This is a genomic window from Arthrobacter sp. B0490 (assembly GCF_002929355.1).
GTDB lineage: Bacteria > Actinomycetota > Actinomycetes > Actinomycetales > Micrococcaceae > Arthrobacter_D.
In genome coordinates this window covers 25512-45984 of sequence record NZ_PJIR01000016.1, presented here as the reverse complement: position 1 = coordinate 45984, position 20473 = coordinate 25512, and the positions used below count along the sequence as shown (strand labels likewise).

Below are 20473 nucleotides of genomic sequence, written 5' to 3'. Positions count from 1 at the left end.
TCGTCGTTCCCGGTTTCGATCGGCCGCAGCGCGCGTCGCCGCGGGACACGCCGCGGACCGGCGACATCAGCCGGCGGACGCGGGAAGGACGACGGCTCCGGGCTGGTTCGCGGCGCCGGGTCAGCAGCGGTAGATGCGCACCGAGTCGGCCGCCACCGTGTCGGCGTCCCCGGAGCGCAGCCGCGTCGCCTCGAGCGGCCCGCGCGCCGCGGAGTCGAACGTGGGACTGAACCAGCGCGGCTGCTCCCCCTCGACGCCCTCACCCTGCAGGATCCAGGCGGAGGGCAGATGGATGCGGGTGTCCCCGAGCGAGCCGTTGATCACGACGAGCCCGTTGATGGTGCCGCCCGTCGACCCGAGGAGCAGCTGCACGGCCCGGGTGTGCGGGTCGTGCCACTCCTGCACGCTCATGGGCAGTCCGGCTGCGTTGAACCAGAGCAGCATCGACTGGTCGCCGCGCGAGGGGAACGTCGAGGGCTGCCGGGCGAGGAAATCCCTGCGGATGGAGAGCAGCGTGCGCGTCGCCCCGAGCATGCGGCGCGACGCGGCGTCGTCGGGCCAGTGCACCCAGGTGAGCTCGTTGTCCTGGCAGTAGGCGTTGTTGTTGCCGTTCTGCGTGCGGCCGAGCTCGTCCCCGGCCACGATCATCGGCACGCCCAGCGAGATGAGCAGCGACGCCATGATGTTGCGGGCGCTGCGTTCCCGGCGGGCGAGGATGGCCTCGTCCTCGGTGCGTCCCTCGGCGCCGTGGTTGTAGCTGCGGTTGTCGTTGTGGCCGTCGCGGTTGCCCTCGCCGTTGGCCTCGTTGTGCTTGCGCTCGTACGCGGTGAGGTCCGCGAGCGTGAAGCCGTCGTGGGCGGTCACGAGGTTGATCGAGGCCAGCGCACTCCGGCCGGACGCCGCGAAGGTCTCCGCGGAACCGGCGAGGCATCCGGCGAGGCGTGCCGGCGAGGAGCCCGTCCCGCCACGCTCGATTGCCGCGACGTCGTGCAGCCAGAAGTCCCGGACGGTGTCGCGGAAGCCGTCGTTCCAGTCGGCCCAGCCGGCGGGGAACTGCCCGGTCCGCCAGCCGCCCTGGCCCAGGTCCCAGGGCTCGGCGATGAGCTTGGTCCCCTGGAGGACCTCCGACTCCTCGACCGCCACGAGGAAGGGGTGCCTCGGCGTGAACGTGTTGTGGCCGTCGCGGGCCAGGCTGACCGCGAGGTCGAACCGGAAGCCGTCGATCCGGAATTCCTCCACCCAGTAGCGCAGCGAGTCGAGCGCGAAGCCGACGACGCGGGGCTGGGAGAAGTCGAGCGTGTTGCCGCACCCGGTCGTGTCGTCGTACCGCCCTGCGTCGTCGTGCCGGTAGTGGTCGGGATCGCCGAGTCCGCGCCAGCACAGTGCGGGGCGGTGCTGCTCGCCTTCCGCGGTGTGGTTGTAGACGACGTCGAGGATCACCTCGAGGCCTGCCTCGTGCAGTGCCCGGACCATGCCCTTGAACTCGTCGAGCACGGCGGAGGGCCCTGCCGCCCGGGCTTCGGCGGTGGCGTAGTCCGTGTGCGCCGCGAAGAACCCGAGCGTGTTGTAGCCCCAGTAGTTGCTGAGGCCCAGGGGCTCGAGGTGCGGCTCGTCGATGTGGAAGTGCACCGGGAGGAGCTCGACGGCGGTGATCCCGAGGTCCCGGAGGTGGGCGATCATCGCAGGGTGCGCGAGGCCCGCATACGTGCCCCGGAGCTGCTCGGGCACGCCGGGGTGCAGTTTGGTGAGGCCCTTGACGTGGGCCTCGTAGACGACTGTCTCGCGCCACGGCGTGAGGGGCCGCTCGCTCGCACCCCAGTCGAAGGCGTGCTCGAGGAACACCGAGTAGTAGGCGCGGGACGGCGCCTCGTCCGAGCCTGGATCGACGGGGATCGTCTCGATCGCCCGGGCGTACGGGTCGAGGAGCAGCTGCGCCTCCCCGACGGCCCCGGGCAGGTCACGGCCCGTGGGCCAGAACGCGTAGAGCGCACCGGGCGTCACCGGACCCACCACGCCGTGGTGGACGCCGTCGTCGAGCCCGACCAGCGTCTCCGAGCACCACTCGCCGTCCGGCCGGCGCCAGTGCATGTCCACGGAAGCGATGCCCGGCGCCCACACCGCCGCCTTCGCGTGGTCGTCCCGGCCCCACGCCCCCCTGATGGAGTGGAGTCCCAGCGGGATCTCGCGGGACGCGTCCGGCAGGGGTGCGGGGTTCGTCATGCGCGGGATCAGGCGGAGCGCTGGCGGGACACCTCGTAGAGCGTGATTCCCACCGCCATCGAGGCATTCAGCGACTCCATGGCGGAATCGATCGGGATGGACACGATCTGGTCGCAGTTCTCGCGGACGAGCCGGGAGAGGCCCTTGCCCTCCGACCCGACGACGATGCAGATGGGCTCTCGCCCGAGGGTCAGTTCCGGCAGCGAGACGTCGCCGTCGCCGTCGAGCCCGAGGACGAAGATGCCTTTGTCCTTGAAGGACTTGAGCGCGGCATTGAGGTTGCCGACCCGTGCCACCGGCACGCGCACGGCGGCGCCCGCGCTGGTCTTCCAGGCGGAGGCCGTCACGCCGACCGCGCGGCGCTCGGGCACGATGACGCCGTGGCTGCTGAAGGCCGACGCGGAGCGGATGATGGCACCGAGGTTGCGGGGGTCCGTGATGCCGTCGAGCGCCACGAACAGCGGGGCGTTGCCGATGTGGCCGCGCCGGAAACGCTCGATGGTCTCGTCCACGAGGTCGAGCGCGTCGGCGTACTCGTAGGGCGGGATCTGCAGCATGAGTCCCTGGTGCACGGCACCGTCCGTCATGCGGTCGAGCTCCGGCTTGCCCGTCTCCATCACGGGGATGCCGCGGTCGGCGGCCATCTTCAGGGACTCCCGGACGCGGTCGTCCATCTCGACGCGGATGGCGACATGGAGGGCCTTCGCCGGGATGCCGGCGCGCAGCGCCTCCACCACCGAGTTGCGGCCGGTGACGACCTCCTCGGCGGCCTTGCCCCGGGTGCGGCCGGTGCCGGCGCCCCGACCCTCACGCTTGGCCGCGGAGCGCTCCGCGAGCTCCTTGCCCTTGTGCGCCTTGTGGTACGGGCGGTCCTCCGCCTTCGGCGTGGGTCCCTTGCCCTCGAGCGACTTGCGCCCATGTCCGCCGGTGCCGATGGTGGGGCCCTTTTTCGTTTTGCGAACCGCGCCTGGACGTCCGTGACTGGCCATGGAAGTACACCTTTAGATATAGAAGAAGAATCGCCTCCAGTTTACGCGGAGGCGGGCGGGTGGACCGGCACATGCTGCCGGTGGGGTCGGTCAGTCCCCGGAGAGCGACCAGCGGGCGCCGTCCGCCGCGTCCTCGAGGACGATCCCGGCGGCCGCCAGCGCATCGCGGATGGCGTCGGCCCGCGCCCAGTCGCGGGCCGTTCGGGCCCGGGTGCGTTCGGCGATCCGGTCGCCCACCAGTGCATCCAGCGCCCGCGTCGCCGCCGCATCCGGGACGGTACCCCCGACGCCGTTCCCGGCGTCGTCGAGGCCGAGGACGGCGGTCATCGCGGCGACGGCGGCGAGGGTGGTCGCCGTGGTGTCGTCGTCGCCGGCCGCCAGCGCCGTGTTGCCGCTGCGCACGGTGGTGTGGAGCACGGCGAGGGCCTGCGGGACGTTGAGGTCGTCGTCCATCGCGTCCGCGAAGGCCGCCGGGAGGTCGACCGCGCGGACGGGACCGCGGGCCGGGGCGCCGACGCGTGCCGAGGCCTTGGCGAGGAAACCGTCGATGCGTGCCACGGCGGCGGCCGCCTCCTGCAGGGACGTCGTCCGGTAGTCGAGCACCGACCGGTAGTGGGCCTGGCCGAGGTAGTAGCGCACCACGCGGGCGCCGGCGGCGTCGATCATCTCCTGCGGGTCGACGGTGTTGCCGATGGACTTCGACATCTTCTCGCCGCCGTACGTGACCATGCCGTTGTGCATCCAGAAGCGGGCGAACGCGTGGCCGGCCGCCTGCGACTGCGCCATCTCGTTCTCGTGGTGCGGGAAGCGCAGGTCCAGGCCTCCGCCGTGGATGTCGAACTCCGTGCCGAGGTACTTCGTGACCATGCTCGAGCACTCGAGGTGCCAGCCGGGCCTGCCCGTACCCCAGGGGCTGGACCAGGACGCGCTCGCAGGATCGGTGTCCTTCGCGCCCTTCCACAGGGCGAAGTCCCGCGGATCCCGTTTGCCGCGCGGGTCCGCATCGGGTGCGGCCTGCATGTCGTCGATGTCCTGGCGCGTGAGGCTGCCGTAGGCGGGCCAGGACCTGACGTCGAAGTAGACGTCCCCGGAGCCGTCCGGCGCCGGGTAGGCGTGTCCGCGGTCGATGAGCAGCTGGATGAGGGCGTGCATCTCGGGGATGTGCCCGGTGGCGCGCGGCTCGTACGTGGGCGGGCGGACCCCGAGAGCGGTGTAGGCGCGGTCGAACTCGCGTTCGAACCGGTAGGCGAGGGCCCACCACTGCTCCTCGGGCACTCCGGACGGGTCCTGCGGGCCGTCGTCGCGGAACGAGTCCTGCGACTTGGCGAGGATCTTGTCGTCGATGTCCGTCACGTTCCGCACCACCGTGACGCGGAGGTCCCGCGCCTCCAGCCAGCGCGTGAGCTGATCGAATGCGATCGCCGAGCGGACGTGGCCCACGTGCGGCATGCCCTGCACCGTGGCGCCGCAGTAGTAGAGGCTCGCCCTGCCCGGCTCGAGGGGTTCGAAGGGGCGCACTTCGGCGCGGGCTGTGTCGTAGAATCGCAGGCTCACCGGTCCAGATTACCCGGCGCGCCGGGTCAGCCCTCCGACCCGGCGGGTGTCCCCTGCCGGTGGGAGCGCACGACGACGGCTGTCGCGATGGCGGCGACGCCCTCTCCCCTGCCGGTCAGGCCGAGCCCGTCCGTGGTGGTGGCCGAGATACTGACGGGCGCCTGGGCGGCATCGGAGAGGACGGCCTCCGCCTCCGCCCGGCGGGGCCCGAACCTCGGGCGGTTGCCGATGAGCTGGACGGCGATGTTCCCGATGTCGAACCCGGCCTCCCTGACGATCGCGGCGGCCGCGGCGAGCAGCGTGGCGCCGGAGGCGCCGGCGTACTCGGGGCGGTCGGTGCCGAAGTGGGTGCCGAGGTCGCCGACACCGGCGGCGGAGAACAGGGCATCCGCCGCCGCGTGGGCGACGGCGTCCCCGTCGGAATGCCCGGACAGTCCCCGCTCCCCGTCCCAGAGCAGGCCCGCGAGCCACAGCGGTGCCGGAGCCTCGGCAGGCGCGTAGGCATGGACGTCCACGCCGATGCCCGTGCGGGGAAGGTGGGTGTGTTCGCTCAGGTACACGGCTGCTCCTGGTGCTGGTCGGGGTCGGGGGGGGGGGGGGTCAGCCGGCGACGGAGGGCCCGGCGGCCTCCCGCGCGAGCACCGCCTCGGCGATGACGAGATCCAGGGGTGTCGTGACCTTGAAGGACAGGGCGTCACCGTCGACGACGCGCACCGTGGCCCCTCGTGCCTCCATCAGCATGGCGTCGTCGGTCGCCGACGGATCGGCGGGGTGGATCCCCTCGTGCGCCAGGCGCAGGGCCGGCGCGTCGAAGCCCTGGGGCGTCTGCACGGCGCGCAGCGCGCCGCGGTCCGGCGTCGCCGTGACGACGTCGCCGTCCACCACCTTGACGGTGTCCACGACCGGCAGCACCGGGATGACCGCCGGTGCACCTGCCGCGACGGCGGCCGCGACCCGCCGGAACACCTCGGGCGGCGTGAGGGCCCGGGCGGCGTCGTGCACGAGGACGACGGCGGCCGACGGCGGGAGGGCGTCGAGGCCGGCGCGGACGGAGGCCGTCCGCGTGGCCCCGCCGGTCACCGGGACGACGGTCGTGTTGCCGGCACGTCCGGCGGCACGGGAGACCACGGCGGACAGGACGTCGTCGCCCTCCGGGAGGACGACGACGATGGAGGCCGCGACCCCGGACGCGAGGACGGCGTCGAGCGAGCGTTCGAGGAGGGTGCGTCCGCCGCAGAGGACACGGGCCTTGGGGATTCCCTGCCCCAGGCGCTGCCCAGACCCGGCGGCCACCACCACGACGCCGACGGGGAGGGCATGCTTCATCTCGGACACCCCGTCACCCTATGCCAGCACCACGAGAAAGAGGGACCCGAAGGTCCCTCTTCCGCGCCGTTCCCGTCTCCTAGGAGGCGAGGACGTTGTCGAGAACGCTTGCTGCCTTCTCCTCGTCGGTCTTCTCCGCGAGTGCCAGCTCGGAGATGAGGATCTGGCGCGCTTTCGCGAGCATCCTCTTCTCCCCTGCCGACAGGCCGCGGTCGTGGTCGCGGCGCCACAGGTCCCGTACTACTTCGGCGACCTTGATGACATCGCCGGAGGCGAGCTTCTCGAGGTTCGCCTTGTAGCGACGCGACCAGTTCGTGGGCTCTTCCGTGAATTCGGCTCGCAGGACGTCGAACACGTGCTCGAGGCCTTCCTTGCCCACCACGTCGCGAACCCCTACGAGGTCAACGTTCTCTGCTGGTACTTCTATCGTCAGATCACCCTGTGCCACCTTGAGCTTGAGATACATCTTCTCTTCGCCCTTGATGACGCGCATCTTGATCTCTTCGATCTTCGCTGCGCCGTGGTGAGGGTAAACAACTGTTTCGCCGACCTCAAAAACCATGTGGACTTTCCCCTTTCCCGGGAATCAGTTTATCACGGTAACGACACGCCGACTCCGCGTTTTCGCAGGTCAGGCCGCCGAAACAAGCTGAAAGAACTATGATTCGCCCCTTGACTGCAGGGGGATTCAGTGATCCGGGCCACTCCGGTCCCGCGAAACCGACACCACGATTCGACGGTCTTGCCGATAGTCTGTGGAGTAGGTCCGCACCGGATTACCCACCCGTCCCACCTGTTGAACCCCAGGAGTTTGTGCTGTGAATAGTGCACCGAAGAACCGAGTGCAGCAGACCGTTGCTGCCGGCGCCGTGCTGCTGATGCTGGGCGTCTCCGGCTGCAGCTTCACCGCTGAACAGTCCACCACGACGCAGTACGCCGCGTCGGACGGCATCGTGAAGGACCTCGGGCCGGTGCTCCTGCGCAACCTCCTCATCGTCGGCCGGGACGACGAGACGGCCGGACGCCTCGTCGGCACCGTGTTCAACACGAGCGACGAGCCGGTGGAGCTCTCCATCGGCGCCGGCGGCGCCCCCACCAGCGTGACGATCGACGGCCAGGGTGAGTTCAGGTTCGAGGAGGAGTCCTCCGACGACGCCACCCTCGAGGGCCTCGAGGACATCCCGGGCTCCCTCATCGAGGTCGAGTTCGAGGTCGAGGGCGAGCAGGCCGTCTTCGAGGTCCCCGTGCTCGACGGGACGCTCGAGGAGTACCGCGAGTACGTCCCGGGCGGCTACACCCCGCGCCCGAGCGAACCCGCCGCGACCGAGGAAGCCGCCGAGGGCGAGTAGCCCCCCGCACCTCGACTGCCCGCCCCCGGGAATCGGAGGCGGGCAGTCGCATGTCCGGGGGGACGGCGCCGGTCAGGGCTCGTACTTGTACCCGAGGCCGCGGACGGTGATGAGGTAGCGCGGGTTCGAGGGATCGGGCTCCACCTTGCCGCGGAGCCGCTTCACGTGCACGTCGAGGGTCTTCGTGTCCCCCACGTAGTCCGATCCCCACACGCGGTCGATCAGCTGCCCGCGGGTCAGGACCCTGCCCGAGTTCCGGAGCAGCATCTCGAGCAGCTCGAACTCCTTCAGCGGCAGCGCCACCTGGTCGCCGTCGACGCTCACCACGTGGCGCTCGATGTCCATGCGGACCGGACCGGCCTGGATGGTGTTCGAGATCAGCTCCTCGGGTTCGCCCTGGCGCCGGAGCACCGCGCGGATGCGCGCCACGAGCTCGCGGGACGAGTACGGCTTGGTCACGTAGTCGTCGGCACCGAGCTCGAGGCCCACCACCTTGTCGATCTCCGCGTCCTTCGCGGTCAGCATGATGACCGGCACGCTGGAGCGCTGGCGCAGCTGGCGGCACACCTCGGTGCCGGAGAGTCCCGGCAGCTGGAGGTCCAGCAGCACGAGGTCCGCGCCCGAACGGTCGAACTCGGTGATGGCGTCGAGGCCGTTGTCCACGACGGACACCTCGAAGCCCTCCTTGCCGAGGAGATAGGACAGCGGGTCGCTGAACGACTCCTCGTCCTCGACGATCATGATTCGGCTCAAGCCTTGACTCCCTGCTCGTGGACAGCGGTGCTGCCCTTCTTCGCTGATCTCCTGTCGGCGCCCTGCGTCGCCGTGCCCTCCGGGAGGGCGGGGGCGTCGTCCTCCGACGCCACCTCCATCTCGGGCAGGCGAACCGTGAACGTGCTGCCCTGCCCTGCCTGCGACCACACCGTGACTTCGCCGCCGTGGTTCGAGACCACGTGCTTGACGATGCTCAGGCCCAGGCCCGTGCCGCCGGTCTGGCGGGACCGGGCGGCGTCGATCCGGTAGAACCGCTCGAAGATGCGCTCCTGCTCCTCCGGCGTGATGCCCGAGCCCTGGTCGGTGACCGAGACCTGCACGAGGCCGTCCCGCGACCGGACGCCGACGCCCACCCGCGTGCCCTCGGGCGAGTAGCGGATGGCGTTGTCGATGAGGTTGCGGAACGCCGTCATGAGGAGGTCCCGGTCGCCGTACACGGGCGTGGAGGCCGAGCCGCCGACGACGATGTCGATCTGCTTGCTCTCTGCCGGCAGCTTGTTGCGGTCGACGGCCTCCGAGATGACCGAGTTCAGGTCCACGGCCTTGCCGCGGCGCACCACGTCGGCGCCCTGGAGGCGGGAGAGCTCGATGATGTCCTGCACGAGGGCGGAGAGGCGCCCGGACTCCTTGTGCATGCGCTGCGCGAAGCGGCGGACGGCGACCTCGTCCTCGGCCGCGTCGTCGATGGCCTCCGCCAGGAGGGAGATCGCGCCCACCGGCGTCTTGAGCTCGTGGGAGACGTTCGCGACGAAGTCGTTGCGGATCTCCTCGCTGCGCGTGATCTCGGTGCGGTCGTCGGCCAGGATCAGGATGTACTCCGCGCCGAGGGCCGCCACGCGGACCTGGACCACGATCGTGCCCTGGCCGAGGGGTCCCCGGGGGAGCTCGAGCTGCTGCTGCTCGATCACGCCGTCGCGCCGCACGCGGGCCGTGAGGTCCAGCAGTTCGGAGTGGACCACGGTGTGTCCGCGCACGAGACCGAAGGCGTAGGCCGCCGGGCTGGCGCGCACGACGCCGTCGATCGCATCCACGATGACGTAGGCCCGGCCGATGATGGACAGCACCTCCGCGGCACCGTCGGGCAGCGAGGGCTCGTCCTCGTAGAGGAGCCGGAGCCGCTGCGCCTCGCTCGCGCGGAACGCCGCCATGCCGCTCACGCCGAGGGCCAGGCCGACCAGCCCGGCCACGAGCGTCAGGAGAAGGGGATCCACGGGCCTAGCTTATGCGCTGGGGCCTCCGACCCCCTCCGATCCGGTGGCAATAGGCCAGTGGTTCAACTAACGTTCACACAAAGCGGAGCAACCGTTCATCGCCGGCTGGAAGGCTCGACGAGGGTACCCGTCGGACGATACAGAGTGGGAAGGACGCCTACGTGCGTAAGGTTTTTCAGGCCGAGCTACATCAGATCGGCGAGGAGCTGATCGAGATCTCGCAGCTCGTGTCCGAGGCGATCCAGAAGGCCAACAGCGCCTTCCAGGGAGCCGACACCGAGCTCGCGCAGGAGGTCATCGCCGCCGACGCGCGCATCGACTTCCTCCAGAACTCCCTCGACGAGCGGGCGATCGACATCCTCGCCCTGCAGGGCCCCGTGGCGTCCGATCTCCGCATGATCGTCGGGGCGCTGCGGATGAGCGCGTCCCTCGAGCGCATGGGAGACCTCGCCCGCCACGTGGCGCAGCTCGCACGCCTGCGCTTCCCCGCGAACGTCATCCCCGAGGGCATCCGGGCCACCTTCGACGAACTCGCCGCACTCGACGTGCAGATCGCGGGGAAGGTCACGGAACTGCTCGAGACGCGCAACCTCGACCTGACCAACGAGATCAACGCCGCCAATGCGCGGGTCAACGAACTGCACGCCGGCGTCTTCAAGGCCGTCGCCTCGGAGGACTGGAACGAGAGCGCGCCGACGACGGTGGATGTCACCCTCGCCAGCCGCTACTACGAGCGCTTCGCCGACCACGGCGTCTCGGTGGCCCGTAAGGTCACCTACCTCGTCACCGGCGAATGGCACCCCAGCGCACCCCTGACCTGAGGTCTTCCTGACCAGACCCGCACAGGGACGGAACGACGGCGGCCCCTCGGGGACCGCCGTCGTTCCTGTTCACAGGAGGGTCAGTGCTTGCCCTGGTTCGCGACCGCTTCGATCGCCGCGGCTGCCGCATCGGCGTCGAGGTAGGTGCCACCGGCCTTGACGGGCTTGAGGTCGTCGTCCAGCTCGTACACCAGGGGGATCCCCGTGGGGATGTTCAGCGAGGCGATGTCCCTGTCGCTGATGCCGTCGAGATGCTTCACGAGGGCGCGCAGCGAGTTGCCGTGGGCGGCGATCAGGACCGTCCTGCCCGCCCTGATGTCCACCGTGATGTCGGACTCCCAGTACGGCAGGAAGCGATCGAGGACGTCCTTGAGGCATTCGGTGCGCGGGACGTCGTCGCCGAGGTCCGCGTACCGGGGATCGCCGGCCTGCGAGTACTCGCTCGCGTCGTCGAGCGGCGGCGGCGGCGTGTCGTAGGACCGGCGCCATTCCATGAACTGCTCCTCGCCGAACTCCGCGAGGGTCTGGGCCTTGTCCTTGCCCTGCAGTGCGCCGTAGTGGCGCTCGTTGAGGCGCCAGTTGCGCTTGACGTCGATCCAGCTGCGGTCGGCTGCCTCGAGCGCGAGGTTCGCCGTGATGATGGCGCGCTTCTGCCGGGACGTGTAGACGATGTCGGGGAGGATGCCGGCCTCCGTCAGCAGGTGTCCGCCGCGGGTGGCCTCCTCGCGGCCCTTCTCCGTGAGGGGGACGTCCACCCAGCCGGTGAAGAGGTTCTTCTCGTTCCAATCGCTCTGCCCGTGGCGCAGCAGGATCAATGTGTAGGTCATGGTTCCAGTCTGCCGTATCGCACTGCCGGCGGTCATGCCACGGCGTCGTATGACAGCCGGGGTCGCCGGACCCGTCGGGCGGCCCCGGCGGACCCGCCGACCGCCCGTCCTCCGCAGACCCGTGGCAGGGGTGCAGGAGCGGGTGGGCGCCCCCACGGGTCCGGGCACCCGGCGCGGCGGCCCGGTGGCGGTGCCCTACCCTTGATGAGTGCCTCCGCGTCCCCGTCCCCCGAAACCCCTGGGGACCATCACCCGCGGCACCACCAATCCGAATCGCCTCCGCCGCATGGACCGCTGGCTGGCCGGGCCCCAGGGCCACCGCCTCCGCCGCGCCGCCGACCCGCTCGTCGTCGACCTCGGCTACGGGGCGGCCCCGGTCACCGCCGTCGAACTGTTCACGCGCCTGCGCTCCGTCCGCGATGACGTCGAGGTGGTCGGGATCGAGATCGACCCCGCACGCGTGGCCGCTGCCGCGCCGCTCGCCCGCCCGGGGCTGGGCTTCCGGCAGGGAGGCTTCGAGCTGCCCCTCGACGGCCGGCGACCCGTCGTCGTGCGTGCCTTCAACGTGCTGCGACAGTACGACGAGGGCGAGTACGCCGCCTACTGGGACGAGGTGCGGGGGCGCCTGGCACCGGGCGGCGTGTTCATCGACGGGACCTGCGACGAGATCGGGCGCCGCGCCACGTGGGCGACCGTCGACCCGGAGGGTCCGGTGTCGCTGAGCGTCTCGCTGCGCTTCGGCGCCTTCACGCTGCCCTCCGACGTGGCGGAGCGGCTGCCCAAGGCGCTGATCCACCGGAACGTCCCCGGGGAACGTGTCCACGGCTACCTGAGGGCGCTGGACAGGGCCTGGCTCGACGCCGCGGCGCTCGCCTCCTTCGGCAACCGCCAGCGCTGGGTGGCCGCCTGCGCCGCGCTGAAGGCGGACGGCTGGCCGCTGCTGGACGGTCCGTCCCGGTGGCGGCTCGGCGAGGTCACCGTGGCGTGGGACGCCGTGCGCCCCGGCCCCTGGTAGCCGCTACCAGGGACCGTCGCGGCTACCAGGGGCCGTAGGGCCCGGCATTGCCGCCGCGACCGGAGGTCTGGCTGACGGCCGGCTTCACGTCGGCGAGGTACACGCAGGCGGCGATGATGGCGACGAGCTGGAAGAGGTTGAAGCCGCCCCGGCTGCTCAGGGTGGACAGCAGGCCGACGACGACGGCGCCGCCCGTGAGTGCGAGCCAGAAGCCCTTGGTCCGCTTGAAGGCGGCCTCGAAGGCCGTCCCGGGACGCCGCACGCAGTCGACGAGGGCCCACACCTCGATACCGAGCGCGATCAGGCCGAGCGCGAGATAGAGGTAGTACTGGGTTGCGTATACGAGAGCCACGGGCTCAGCTTAGCTGGCCCGCCTCCCTGGGCGCACGAGCGTGCGGGAGGTGCGCGTCGCCCGCGGCGGCCCGGCGGAGCGCCTGGTCCAGGTCCGCCCAGAGGTCCCCGGGGTTCTCGATACCGACCGACAGGCGCACGAGCGCCTCGGGCACGGTGAGCGGTTCGGCGGGCTGGCGGCGTCGTCGTTCCACGAGAGACTCGACGCCCCCGAGGGAGGTGGCCGGGAGCCACAGGCGGACGGCGGCGACGAGCGCGTCCGCCGTGGCGACGTCGTCGAGCTCGATGCTGACGATCCCGCCGAACCCCTCGAACTGCTCGGCAGCGCGCTCGTGGCCGGGATCCGACGGGAGGCCCGGGTACCGCACGCGACGGACCGCGGGATGCTCCGCGAGGCGGTGCGCGAGGGCCAGGGCGGTGCCCTGGCTCCGCTCCATGCGGAGGGCGAGGGTGCGCAGGCCCCGCAGGGCGAGCCAGACCTCGAACGGTCCGGCGATCGCCCCGTGCAGCGTCCGGTGCGCCAGGAGGCGCTCGCGCCGCGTGGGGTCGGAGGTCACGAGGGCCCCCAGGACGACGTCGGAGTGGCCGGCCAGCCACTTGGTGACGGAATGCAGGACGACGTCGACGCCGGCGTCCAGGGGCCGGTGCACGATGGGCGTGTTGAAGGTGTTGTCGGCGACGACGACGGCGCCGATCGCGTGCGCGGCGTCGGTCAGGACGGAGAGTTCGGCGACCTCGAGCATGGGGTTCGTGGGACTCTCGAGCCACAGCATGACCTGGCCGGCGTCGAACCGGTCGGCGAGCGCCCGGAGTTCCGAGAGGACGGCCCCGGTGTCCGCGATGTCGACGACGCACAGCTCGAAGCGGCCCTGCGCGGCGAGATCGGCGGCCAGGCCGAGCGACCCGGCGTAGGCATGGCGCGGCAGGACGACAACTCCCCCGGTGGGTACGAGCGACAGCGCCGCCGCAGCGGCTCCGAGACCCGAGGCGAAGACGAGCGCCGGCAGGTCCGAGCCCTCGAGGGCTCCGAGGGCCTCCTCGAACGGATCCCAGGTGGGATTGGATCCGCGGGCGTACACGCGGTCCCCCGGTTCGGGGGCGCGGGTCTCGTGGTACGTCGTCGTGAGGACGATCGGCGCGTTGACGGGGGCGTCGTGCTCGCGGGGAGGACGCCCCGCCGCGACGGTGAGGGTATCGGGGGCGAGGTCGGAGCGCACGGATGCCATCCCCCGAGCCTAGTCCCGTCACCGATCCCGCCCGCTCGCGTCACCCGGGGCGAAGGTCGCCCCCACTCGGTAGGCTGGGCCCGTGACCTATCCCCTCCCGCACGGACTCCCCGGGCTCTTCGTCGCGCTCGAAGGCGGCGACGGCGCGGGCAAGTCCACCCAGGCGGCGCTGCTCTGCCGGGCCCTCGAGGCGGGCGGCCGCACCGTGGTCCGCACGCGGGAGCCGGGGGGCACCCCCATCGGGGAGACGCTGCGCTCCCTCGTGCTCGAGCACGGGCACGGCGAGATCGATGCGCGTACCGAGGCCCTGATGTTCGCGGCCTCGCGTGCGGCGCACGTGCACCAGGTGATCCTGCCCGCGCTGCGGCGCGGCGACGTCGTGGTGTGCGACCGGTACATCGATTCCTCGGTGGCCTACCAGGGGGCCGGCCGCGACCTCGGGGCACAGGCCGTCCTCGACGTGAACCTCTGGGCCACCGAGGGGCTCCGCCCCGACCTCACCGTGCTGCTCGACGTCGACCCCGCGGAGGGCCGCAGCCGGCGCACCGCCGGCGCGGCCACCGAGGACCGCCTCGAATCCGAGCCCGACGGGTTCCACGCGAGCATCCGGGACGCCTTCCTGGACCTCGCGCGCCTCGCGCCGGAACGCTACCTCGTGCTCGGCGCATCGCGCACGCCGGAGGAGCTGCACACCGCGATCATGGGCGCCCTGCCCCGGGTGTCGGCATGAGCGCCGTCGCGCACGGCCTGCCGGCCACCGGTGTCTGGTCGGAGCTGCGCGGCCAGGAGCAGGTGGTGGAGCAGCTGCGCCGCGCCGCCGAGTCCGGCTCCCCCACGCACGCCTGGCTCTTCACCGGACCACCCGGCTCGGGCCGCTCGAACGCCGCCCGGGCCTTTGCCGCGGCGCTGCTCTGCGAGCGGGAGGCGCTGGGCGAGCGCGGCTGCGGGACGTGCAAGGCCTGCCGCACCGTGCTCTCCGGAACCCACGCGGACCTCACCAACGTCACCACCGAGAAGGTGACCATCAGCATCGACGAGGCCCGCGAGCTCGTCCGGAAGGCGCAGGACAAGCCGTCCACGGGCCGGTGGCGCATCATCATCGTGGAGGACGCCGACCGCATGCAGGAGCGCAGCACCAACGTGCTGCTCAAGGCCATCGAGGAACCGCCGCCGCGCACCATCTGGCTGCTCTGCGCGCCCAGCCCGGGCGACGTCCTCGTCACCATCCGCTCCCGCTGCCGGTCGGTGGGCCTCCGGCTGCCGCCCGTACAGGACGTCGCCGACCTGCTCGTGGCCCGGGACGGCATCGATCCCGCCACCGCCGAGGCCGCCGCACGGGCCGCGCAGAGCCACATCGGGGTGGCGAAGCGCCTCGCGACCGACGACGGCGCCCGGGAGCGGCGCAACCAGATCGTCCGGCTCCCGCTGACGCTGCGCTCCGTGGCCGGGGCCATGCGGGCCGCCGCGGACCTCGTGAAACTCGCGGAGGCGGAGGCGCAGAGCTCCTTCGAGCAGCGCGACGCCGAGGAGAGGGCTGCCCTGCTGGCCACCCTCGGCGCCCCGGAGACGGGCACGCTGCCCCCCTCCCTGCGGGCGCAGATCAGGCGCCTCGAGGAGGACCAGACGCGCCGGGCCAAGCGGTCCAAGAACGACTACTTCGACCGCGCGCTGACGGACCTCATCTCGTTCTACCGCGACGTCCTCATGCTGCAGGTCGCCACGGGCCAGCCGCTCGTGAACGAGCCGCTGCGGCCCGAGCTCGAGGAGTTCGCGCGCCGCGAGAGCGCCGAGGACACCCTGCTGCGGCTCGAGGCGATCAACGAGGTCCGCACGCGGCTCGTCAGCACCAACGTGTCACCCCTCCTGGCGATCGAAGCGATGACCGTCAGCCTGCTGTCCCGGAAGGACCTCGACCGATGACCCCTGGACCGCTCTCCCCCGGCCGGGTGCCGCGCCGTCGTCCCCTGACCGCGCTCGCCGCGGTCGCCGTCGTGCTCGGCCTGTCCGGGTGCACGCTGTTCTCCCCCGACGACGCCGACGCCCCCGCGACCGGCGTGGAGACCGCCGATCCCGCGGCCGTCGGCGAGGTGGACGCGGACCTCCGCGGTTTCTACACGCAGGAGGTGCTGTGGGAGGACTGCGAGGGGTCGTTCTCCTGCGCGACGATCGAGGTGCCGCTGGACTACAGCGACCCCGGCCGCAGCAGCATCGACATCGCCGCCATCCGGTCCGACGCCACGGGCGAGGCGCAGGGGACCATCCTCGTGAACCCGGGCGGACCGGGCGGTTCCGGCGTCAACATCGTGAAGGACTCCCTCGACTACGTCACGAGCGAGCGGCTGCGCGAGGACTACGACGTCCTCGGCTTCGACCCCCGGGGCGTCAACCGGTCCAGCGCGGTGAAGTGCTACACGGACGCCGAGCAGGACGGGGCACGGCAGGAGACCTACCCCGCCGACGCCCCCGAGGACGAGCTCCTGGCGCTCATGATCGCCGACGCCCAGGAGTACGCGGACCTGTGCGCCGAGCGCAGCGGCGAGCTGCTCGGGTTCGTGGACACCGAGTCGGCGGCGCGCGACATGGACATCCTGCGCGCGCTCGTGAGCGACGAGAAGCTCAACTACCTCGGTTTCTCCTACGGGACGCAGCTCGGCGCCACCTACGCGGACCTCTTCCCCGAGCGGGTGGGGCGCCTCGTGCTCGACGGCGCGATCGACCCGTCGCTGAGCAATGAGAACATCACGCTCGGGCAGGCGGGCGGGTTCGAGCGGGCGGTCCGCGCGTACGTGGCTGCCTGCCAGCAGGGGTCGGAGTGCCCGTACACGGGGAGCGTGGACGACGGCGTGCGCCAGATCCAGGACCTGTTCGCCGCCGTCGAGCGGGAACCCCTGACGGCAGAGGACGGTCGCGTCGTGCCGATCTCCACGTTCGTGCAGGGCTTCATCCTGCCGCTCTACGACAACGGCAACTGGCCCACGCTCACGCAGGCGGTCACCGCGGCGCTGGCCGGCGACCCGAACAGCATGCTGTACCTCGCGGACCTCTCCGCCGAACGCCGGCCGGACGGCACCTACGCCACGAACGCGACGGCGGCCTTCCTCGCGGTGAACTGCCTCGACTATCCCACGACGAACGATCCCGCGCAGATGCGCGCCGACGAGCAGGAACTCGTCGCGGCGTCGCCCACGTTCGGGCGGTTCCTCGCATACGGCGGCATCACGTGCGCGCCGTGGAAGTACCCGCCGGTCCTCGGGCCTGCCCCCCTCCGCGCCGCGGGGGCGGACCCGATCGTCGTGATCGGCACCACGGGGGACCCCGCCACGCCCTACGAGTGGTCCACCGCCCTGGCCGAGCAGCTCGAGTCCGGCGTGCACGTGACCTGGCAGGGTGAGGGACACACGGCCTACGGACGGTCCAACGACTGCATCCTGGACCTGGTCGACTCCTACTTCATCGACGGGACCGTCCCGGCGGACGACTCGCGCTGCTGAGCGCCGCCGGTCCCGGCGGGCAGCCACCGGGGCAGGTGGCACATGGAGGGCAGCACGGCGTCGGCCCCGGCGAGCCGCAGGTCGGCCTCCGAGTGGGCGCCCGTCAGGACGCCGATGACCGCCCCGGCTCCCGCCCGCTGCCCCGCGAGGACGTCGGACGTCGTGTCGCCGGCCACCAGCACCGAGCGCACGTCCTCGATGTCGAGGGCGAGGACCGCGGTCAGGATGATGTCCGGGTACGGGCGGCCGCGGCCCGCGTCGGAGGGGCAGAGGCTGAGGTCCGCGAGTCCCATCCAGCCGAGGGATTCCAGGATCATGTTCTGGGTATGGCGGCCGAAGCCGGTGGCGAGGCAGATCTTCAGCCCGAGTTCGCGCAGCGCCAGGATCGCCTCCTCGGCGCCCGGGATCGGCTGCACGCCGTACCGGGCGAGCAGGTTGTCGTACGCCGTCTCGAAGGTGCGGTTCACGTCCACGGCGGTCGCGACGTCGTCGAAGAGGTGCCGGAAGACGAGCTCCTTGGAGGTGCCCATCGTCCGGCGCGCATAAGCGGTCATGGCGTCGAACACATCCGTGCCCTCGTGGACGTCGTGCGAGGCGAGCGCCCGTCCGAAGGCCTCCTCCTGCAGGGCGCCCTCGTCGACGGTGGTCCCCGCCATGTCGATCACGGCGAGCGAGAATGTGCGGTCGTGCGCCACGCGGCGTCCCCCTTCGAAGCCGGACCCGCTCCGATGCGGGCTCCCGGGTGCCCCTCAGGGTTCCGCATCCTCCTGACGGGTCCGCGTACACGAGGCGGCAGCGGGATGAACCGGACACGAATTCCCGCCCGATCCCGCCATTTTGACCGCGGGCCGGGGACTCCTATAAAGTTGTCGCTTGTGGATCGGCCCCGGGTACTGCCCGGAACCGGGAAGCATTGCCTCCTTAGCTCAGTCGGTAGAGCGTCTCACTCGTAATGAGAAGGTCGCCAGTTCGACTCTGGCAGGAGGCTCCATCGAAGCCCCGGACGGTCCGCCTCCGGGGCTTTTCCGTGCCCGACACGCTTCGCCGACCGGGATCAGGACACCAACTGCTGGCGAGCCCCGCCCACGGCGGCCGAGTCGACGCCGTCGTCGGGCCGGTTGATCTCGGCCCACACGTCGTCGAGGGAGAGGCCGACGACGACGGCGATCGCCGCGATGGTCGGAAAGGCCGGGGTCGCGACGCGGCCCGACTCGATCTTCCGGAGGGTCTCCGGCGAGACACCCGCGTCGAGCGCGGTCTCGAGCATGGACCGTCCTCCCCTGGCTCGGCGCAGGAGCAGCCCGAGGCGCTGTCCGCGCTCGACATCGGCGGGGGTGAGGGGCAATCTGACCATGAGCCAGAGTCTAGTCCCTGGGATACTATTACCGGGATAGTTATTGGCCCCGACGAGAGCAGGCACCGCATGATCGAGATCCTGAGCCCCGCCGAAGTGCGCCGAGCGAGAGACACGGGCGCCTTGGTCGCCGACATCCTGCACACGCTCGCACGCCGCACGGCCGTAGGTACCAACCTGCTGGACATCGACCGGTGGGCGAAGGCGATGATCATCGAGGCCGGCGCGCAGTCCTGCTACGTCGACTATGCCCCGTCGTTCGGACGCGGACCGTTCGGGCACTACATCTGCACCTCCGTCAACGACGCGGTGCTCCACGGCCTGCCGTTCGACTACGCCCTCGCGGACGGCGACCTGCTGTCCCTGGACCTGGCCGTCTCGCTCGGCGGGGTGGTCGCGGACTCCGCGATCAGCTTCATCGTGGGGGGCTCCGCGGACCCCGCGAGCGTCGCGATGATCGCCGCGACGGAACGGGCGCTCGCCGCAGGCATCGCCGCCGCCCACCCGGGCGCCCGCATCGGCGACCTCTCCGCCGCCATCGGCGCGGTCCTCGGCGAGGCCGGGTATCCGATCAACACGGACTTCGGCGGCCACGGCGTCGGGTCGACGATGCACCAGGACCCCCACATCCCGAACACCGGACGGGCGGGCCGCGGATACGAGCTGCGCCCCGGACTGCTGCTGGCGCTGGAGCCGTGGGTCATGGCGGACACCGACGGGCTGGTCACGGACGCCGACGGCTGGACGCTCCGCAGCGCCACTGGCTGCCGGACGGCGCACAGCGAGCACACCATCGCGATCACCAGCGACGGAGCCGAGATCCTCACGCTGCCCAGCCGGTGAGGGGACCGCGGCGGACCAGCTCGACGACGCGGGACCGTCTCCGGGGCCGTGAGGGCGGCGCCGGCCCATGCCGCCCGGGGGTACGACCACGACGGAAAGAGCCGCCCGGCGTCGTGCCGGGCGGCTCTTCGGTGCCTCTGGTTGCGCGGCTCCGGCGGATCACGCCGTCGCGCACCGGCCACTGCTCCTTCGGAGGGAAGGGCCAGTGGCCGGGCGGGGAGGATCAGGCGAAGTCGGCCGTGGCGGGATCGGCACCGATCCGGCCGGCTGCTCCCTTGTCGAGGCCGTTGATGGCCTCGATGTCCTCGTCCTCGAGCTTCACGTCGAGCGACTCCCAGTTCTCGATGATGCGCGACTCCGTGACGGACTTGGGGATGACCACGTTGCCGAGCGCGAGGTGCCAGGCGAGGACCACCTGGGCGGGCGTCGCGTTCCGCTTCTGCGCGATGTCCTGCAGCACGGCGTCGTCGAGCAGTCCCTTGCCGGAGCCGATGGGCGACCACGACTCGTGCAGGATGCCCTTCTCCGCCTCGAAGGCGCGCAGTTCGACCTGGTTCAGGTACGGGTGGGTCTCCACCTGGTTGATGACCGGGACCACGCCGGTCGCGTCGATGATCTCGTCGAGCGCCTCGATGGTGAAGTTCGAGACGCCGATGCTCTTCACGCGCCCCTGCTTCTGCAGTTCGATGAGGGCCTTCCACGTGTCGACGTACTTGCCCTGCTTGGGCTGCAGCCAGTGGATCAGGTACAGGTCGAGGGTCTCGAGGCCGAGGCGCTCCATGGACTCGTCGAACGCCGTCAGGGTGCTCTCGTAGCCCTGGTCCGCGTTCCACAGCTTCGTGGTGATGAACATCTCGTCATGGCTCAGGCCCGACGACGCGATCGCCCTGCCGACGCCCGCCTCGTTCCCGTAGATCTTGGCGGTGTCGATGTGGCGGTAGCCGGCCTTGAAGGCCTTGCCCACGACATCCTCGGCGACATTGTCCTCAACCTGCCACACGCCGTACCCGAGCTGGGGGATCGTGAGGCCGTCATTGAACGTAAGGTTTGGTGATGTAGTCATACAGTCGGGAACGAACGGAACTGTCCATTTATTTCTGTTTCCACCGACAACTATCAGCC

General features: G+C 71.1%; 21 protein-coding genes and 1 tRNA gene. 8 read left to right on the top strand and 14 right to left on the bottom strand.

Annotated elements, in window-relative coordinates; all coding sequences use genetic code 11:
• Positions 1 to 120 precede the first annotated feature (120 nt).
• The 6 genes from glgX to CXQ97_RS16685 form a co-directional block, all read right to left on the bottom strand.
• Positions 121 to 2220 (bottom strand): glycogen debranching protein GlgX, encoded by a 2100-nt coding sequence (gene glgX, locus CXQ97_RS16710; RefSeq protein WP_104182015.1) that lies wholly within the window; start codon positions 2218 to 2220, stop codon positions 121 to 123.
• An 8-nt stretch (positions 2221 to 2228) separates the two neighbouring features.
• Positions 2229 to 3209: a 23S rRNA (guanosine(2251)-2'-O)-methyltransferase RlmB gene (rlmB, locus tag CXQ97_RS16705; protein ID WP_104182014.1), complete on the bottom strand. Its 981-nt coding sequence runs from the start codon at positions 3207 to 3209 to the stop codon at positions 2229 to 2231.
• 90 nt (positions 3210 to 3299) lie between these two features.
• Complete coding sequence (cysS, locus tag CXQ97_RS16700; RefSeq protein ID WP_104182013.1) at positions 3300 to 4763, bottom strand: cysteine--tRNA ligase; 1464 nt, start codon at positions 4761 to 4763, stop codon at positions 3300 to 3302.
• Between the two features lie 26 nt (positions 4764 to 4789).
• On the bottom strand, positions 4790 to 5323 hold the full coding sequence (ispF, locus tag CXQ97_RS16695; protein ID WP_104182012.1) for a 2-C-methyl-D-erythritol 2,4-cyclodiphosphate synthase: 534 nt from the start codon (positions 5321 to 5323) through the stop codon (positions 4790 to 4792).
• A gap of 40 nt (positions 5324 to 5363) precedes the next feature.
• The gene (ispD, locus tag CXQ97_RS16690) at positions 5364 to 6089 is read right to left on the bottom strand and encodes a 2-C-methyl-D-erythritol 4-phosphate cytidylyltransferase (protein ID WP_104182024.1); all 726 of its coding nucleotides are present in this window, start codon (positions 6087 to 6089) and stop codon (positions 5364 to 5366) included.
• A gap of 79 nt (positions 6090 to 6168) precedes the next feature.
• On the bottom strand, positions 6169 to 6651 hold the full coding sequence (locus CXQ97_RS16685) for a CarD family transcriptional regulator (RefSeq protein ID WP_104182011.1): 483 nt from the start codon (positions 6649 to 6651) through the stop codon (positions 6169 to 6171).
• 256 nt (positions 6652 to 6907) lie between these two features.
• Between CXQ97_RS16685 and CXQ97_RS16680 the strand changes: the two genes are divergently transcribed.
• Complete coding sequence (locus tag CXQ97_RS16680; RefSeq protein ID WP_146069696.1) at positions 6908 to 7438, top strand: hypothetical protein; 531 nt, start codon at positions 6908 to 6910, stop codon at positions 7436 to 7438.
• Between the two features lie 72 nt (positions 7439 to 7510).
• Here CXQ97_RS16680 and CXQ97_RS16675 read toward each other — a convergent pair whose 3' ends face one another.
• Together CXQ97_RS16675 and CXQ97_RS16670 are read right to left on the bottom strand one after the other, a co-directional pair.
• Positions 7511 to 8191 carry a response regulator transcription factor gene (locus tag CXQ97_RS16675; protein WP_104182009.1) on the bottom strand — a complete coding sequence of 227 codons (681 nt, stop codon included), beginning with the start codon at positions 8189 to 8191 and terminating at the stop codon, positions 7511 to 7513.
• Positions 8188 to 9423, bottom strand: a complete 1236-nt coding sequence (locus CXQ97_RS16670; protein WP_219815451.1) for a cell wall metabolism sensor histidine kinase WalK — start codon at positions 9421 to 9423, stop codon at positions 8188 to 8190. Before CXQ97_RS16670 ends, CXQ97_RS16675 begins: the two co-directional genes overlap by 4 nt.
• A gap of 161 nt (positions 9424 to 9584) precedes the next feature.
• Between CXQ97_RS16670 and phoU the strand changes: the two genes are divergently transcribed.
• Positions 9585 to 10244, top strand: coding sequence for a phosphate signaling complex protein PhoU (phoU, locus tag CXQ97_RS16665; protein ID WP_104182008.1), 660 nt, complete (start codon positions 9585 to 9587; stop codon positions 10242 to 10244).
• 80 nt (positions 10245 to 10324) lie between these two features.
• Here phoU and CXQ97_RS16660 read toward each other — a convergent pair whose 3' ends face one another.
• Complete coding sequence (locus tag CXQ97_RS16660) at positions 10325 to 11071, bottom strand: phosphoglyceromutase (protein ID WP_104182007.1); 747 nt, start codon at positions 11069 to 11071, stop codon at positions 10325 to 10327.
• Positions 11072 to 11357: 286 nt separating this feature from the next.
• On the opposite strand from CXQ97_RS16660, the gene CXQ97_RS16655 reads away from it, so the two are divergent.
• A complete protein-coding gene (locus tag CXQ97_RS16655) occupies positions 11358 to 12086 on the top strand; it encodes a class I SAM-dependent methyltransferase (RefSeq protein ID WP_258062694.1) in 729 nt (242 codons plus the stop codon).
• A gap of 22 nt (positions 12087 to 12108) precedes the next feature.
• Here the strand turns inward: CXQ97_RS16655 and CXQ97_RS16650 are convergent, their stop codons facing one another.
• Both CXQ97_RS16650 and CXQ97_RS16645 read right to left on the bottom strand, forming a co-directional pair.
• Positions 12109 to 12438, bottom strand: a complete 330-nt coding sequence (locus CXQ97_RS16650; RefSeq protein ID WP_104182005.1) for a DUF2516 family protein — start codon at positions 12436 to 12438, stop codon at positions 12109 to 12111.
• Between the two features lie 4 nt (positions 12439 to 12442).
• Positions 12443 to 13663: a PLP-dependent aspartate aminotransferase family protein gene (locus CXQ97_RS16645; protein WP_104182004.1), complete on the bottom strand. Its 1221-nt coding sequence runs from the start codon at positions 13661 to 13663 to the stop codon at positions 12443 to 12445.
• An 82-nt stretch (positions 13664 to 13745) separates the two neighbouring features.
• On the opposite strand from CXQ97_RS16645, the gene tmk reads away from it, so the two are divergent.
• From tmk to CXQ97_RS16630, 3 genes are read left to right on the top strand one after another with little or no spacing between them, the layout of a single operon-like run.
• Positions 13746 to 14393 (top strand): dTMP kinase, encoded by a 648-nt coding sequence (gene tmk / locus CXQ97_RS16640; RefSeq protein WP_104182003.1) that lies wholly within the window; start codon positions 13746 to 13748, stop codon positions 14391 to 14393.
• The gene (locus CXQ97_RS16635) at positions 14390 to 15583 is read left to right on the top strand and encodes a DNA polymerase III subunit delta' (protein ID WP_104182002.1); all 1194 of its coding nucleotides are present in this window, start codon (positions 14390 to 14392) and stop codon (positions 15581 to 15583) included. Before tmk ends, CXQ97_RS16635 begins: the two co-directional genes overlap by 4 nt.
• The gene (locus tag CXQ97_RS16630; protein ID WP_104182001.1) at positions 15580 to 17154 is read left to right on the top strand and encodes an alpha/beta hydrolase; all 1575 of its coding nucleotides are present in this window, start codon (positions 15580 to 15582) and stop codon (positions 17152 to 17154) included. The genes CXQ97_RS16635 and CXQ97_RS16630 overlap by 4 nt, the downstream gene beginning before the upstream one ends.
• On the opposite strand, the gene CXQ97_RS16625 is transcribed toward CXQ97_RS16630, so the two are convergent.
• Complete coding sequence (locus CXQ97_RS16625) at positions 17109 to 17849, bottom strand: HAD family hydrolase (RefSeq protein WP_306740168.1); 741 nt, start codon at positions 17847 to 17849, stop codon at positions 17109 to 17111. The two genes, CXQ97_RS16630 and CXQ97_RS16625, sit on opposite strands and share 46 nt — an antisense overlap.
• Before the next feature lie 220 nt (positions 17850 to 18069).
• Here CXQ97_RS16625 and CXQ97_RS16620 point away from each other — a divergent pair.
• Positions 18070 to 18145, top strand: a tRNA-Thr gene (locus CXQ97_RS16620).
• Positions 18146 to 18208: 63 nt separating this feature from the next.
• On the opposite strand, the gene CXQ97_RS16615 is transcribed toward CXQ97_RS16620, so the two are convergent.
• Complete coding sequence (locus tag CXQ97_RS16615) at positions 18209 to 18508, bottom strand: helix-turn-helix transcriptional regulator (protein WP_104182000.1); 300 nt, start codon at positions 18506 to 18508, stop codon at positions 18209 to 18211.
• Between the two features lie 69 nt (positions 18509 to 18577).
• Between CXQ97_RS16615 and map the strand changes: the two genes are divergently transcribed.
• On the top strand, positions 18578 to 19351 hold the full coding sequence (gene map, locus CXQ97_RS16610; RefSeq protein WP_104181999.1) for a type I methionyl aminopeptidase: 774 nt from the start codon (positions 18578 to 18580) through the stop codon (positions 19349 to 19351).
• A gap of 223 nt (positions 19352 to 19574) precedes the next feature.
• On the opposite strand, the gene CXQ97_RS16605 is transcribed toward map, so the two are convergent.
• Positions 19575 to 20414 carry an aldo/keto reductase gene (locus CXQ97_RS16605; protein ID WP_104181998.1) on the bottom strand — a complete coding sequence of 280 codons (840 nt, stop codon included), beginning with the start codon at positions 20412 to 20414 and terminating at the stop codon, positions 19575 to 19577.
• Between the last annotated feature and the right edge of the window lie 59 nt (positions 20415 to 20473).

Coding starts and splice junctions, on each gene's coding strand:
- glgX (WP_104182015.1), bottom strand. CDS start 2,220: ATGACGAACCCCGCACCCCTGCCGGACGCGTCCCGCGAGATCCCGCTG.
- rlmB (WP_104182014.1), bottom strand. CDS start 3,209: ATGGCCAGTCACGGACGTCCAGGCGCGGTTCGCAAAACGAAAAAGGGC.
- ispD (WP_104182024.1), bottom strand. CDS start 6,089: ATGAAGCATGCCCTCCCCGTCGGCGTCGTGGTGGTGGCCGCCGGGTCT.
- CXQ97_RS16685 (WP_104182011.1), bottom strand. CDS start 6,651: ATGGTTTTTGAGGTCGGCGAAACAGTTGTTTACCCTCACCACGGCGCA.
- CXQ97_RS16660 (WP_104182007.1), bottom strand. CDS start 11,071: ATGACCTACACATTGATCCTGCTGCGCCACGGGCAGAGCGATTGGAAC.
- CXQ97_RS16655 (WP_258062694.1), top strand. CDS start 11,358: ATGGACCGCTGGCTGGCCGGGCCCCAGGGCCACCGCCTCCGCCGCGCC.
- CXQ97_RS16645 (WP_104182004.1), bottom strand. CDS start 13,663: ATGGCATCCGTGCGCTCCGACCTCGCCCCCGATACCCTCACCGTCGCG.
- CXQ97_RS16635 (WP_104182002.1), top strand. CDS start 14,390: ATGAGCGCCGTCGCGCACGGCCTGCCGGCCACCGGTGTCTGGTCGGAG.
- CXQ97_RS16630 (WP_104182001.1), top strand. CDS start 15,580: ATGACCCCTGGACCGCTCTCCCCCGGCCGGGTGCCGCGCCGTCGTCCC.
- CXQ97_RS16615 (WP_104182000.1), bottom strand. CDS start 18,508: ATGGTCAGATTGCCCCTCACCCCCGCCGATGTCGAGCGCGGACAGCGC.
- map (WP_104181999.1), top strand. CDS start 18,578: ATGATCGAGATCCTGAGCCCCGCCGAAGTGCGCCGAGCGAGAGACACG.
- CXQ97_RS16605 (WP_104181998.1), bottom strand. CDS start 20,414: ATGACTACATCACCAAACCTTACGTTCAATGACGGCCTCACGATCCCC.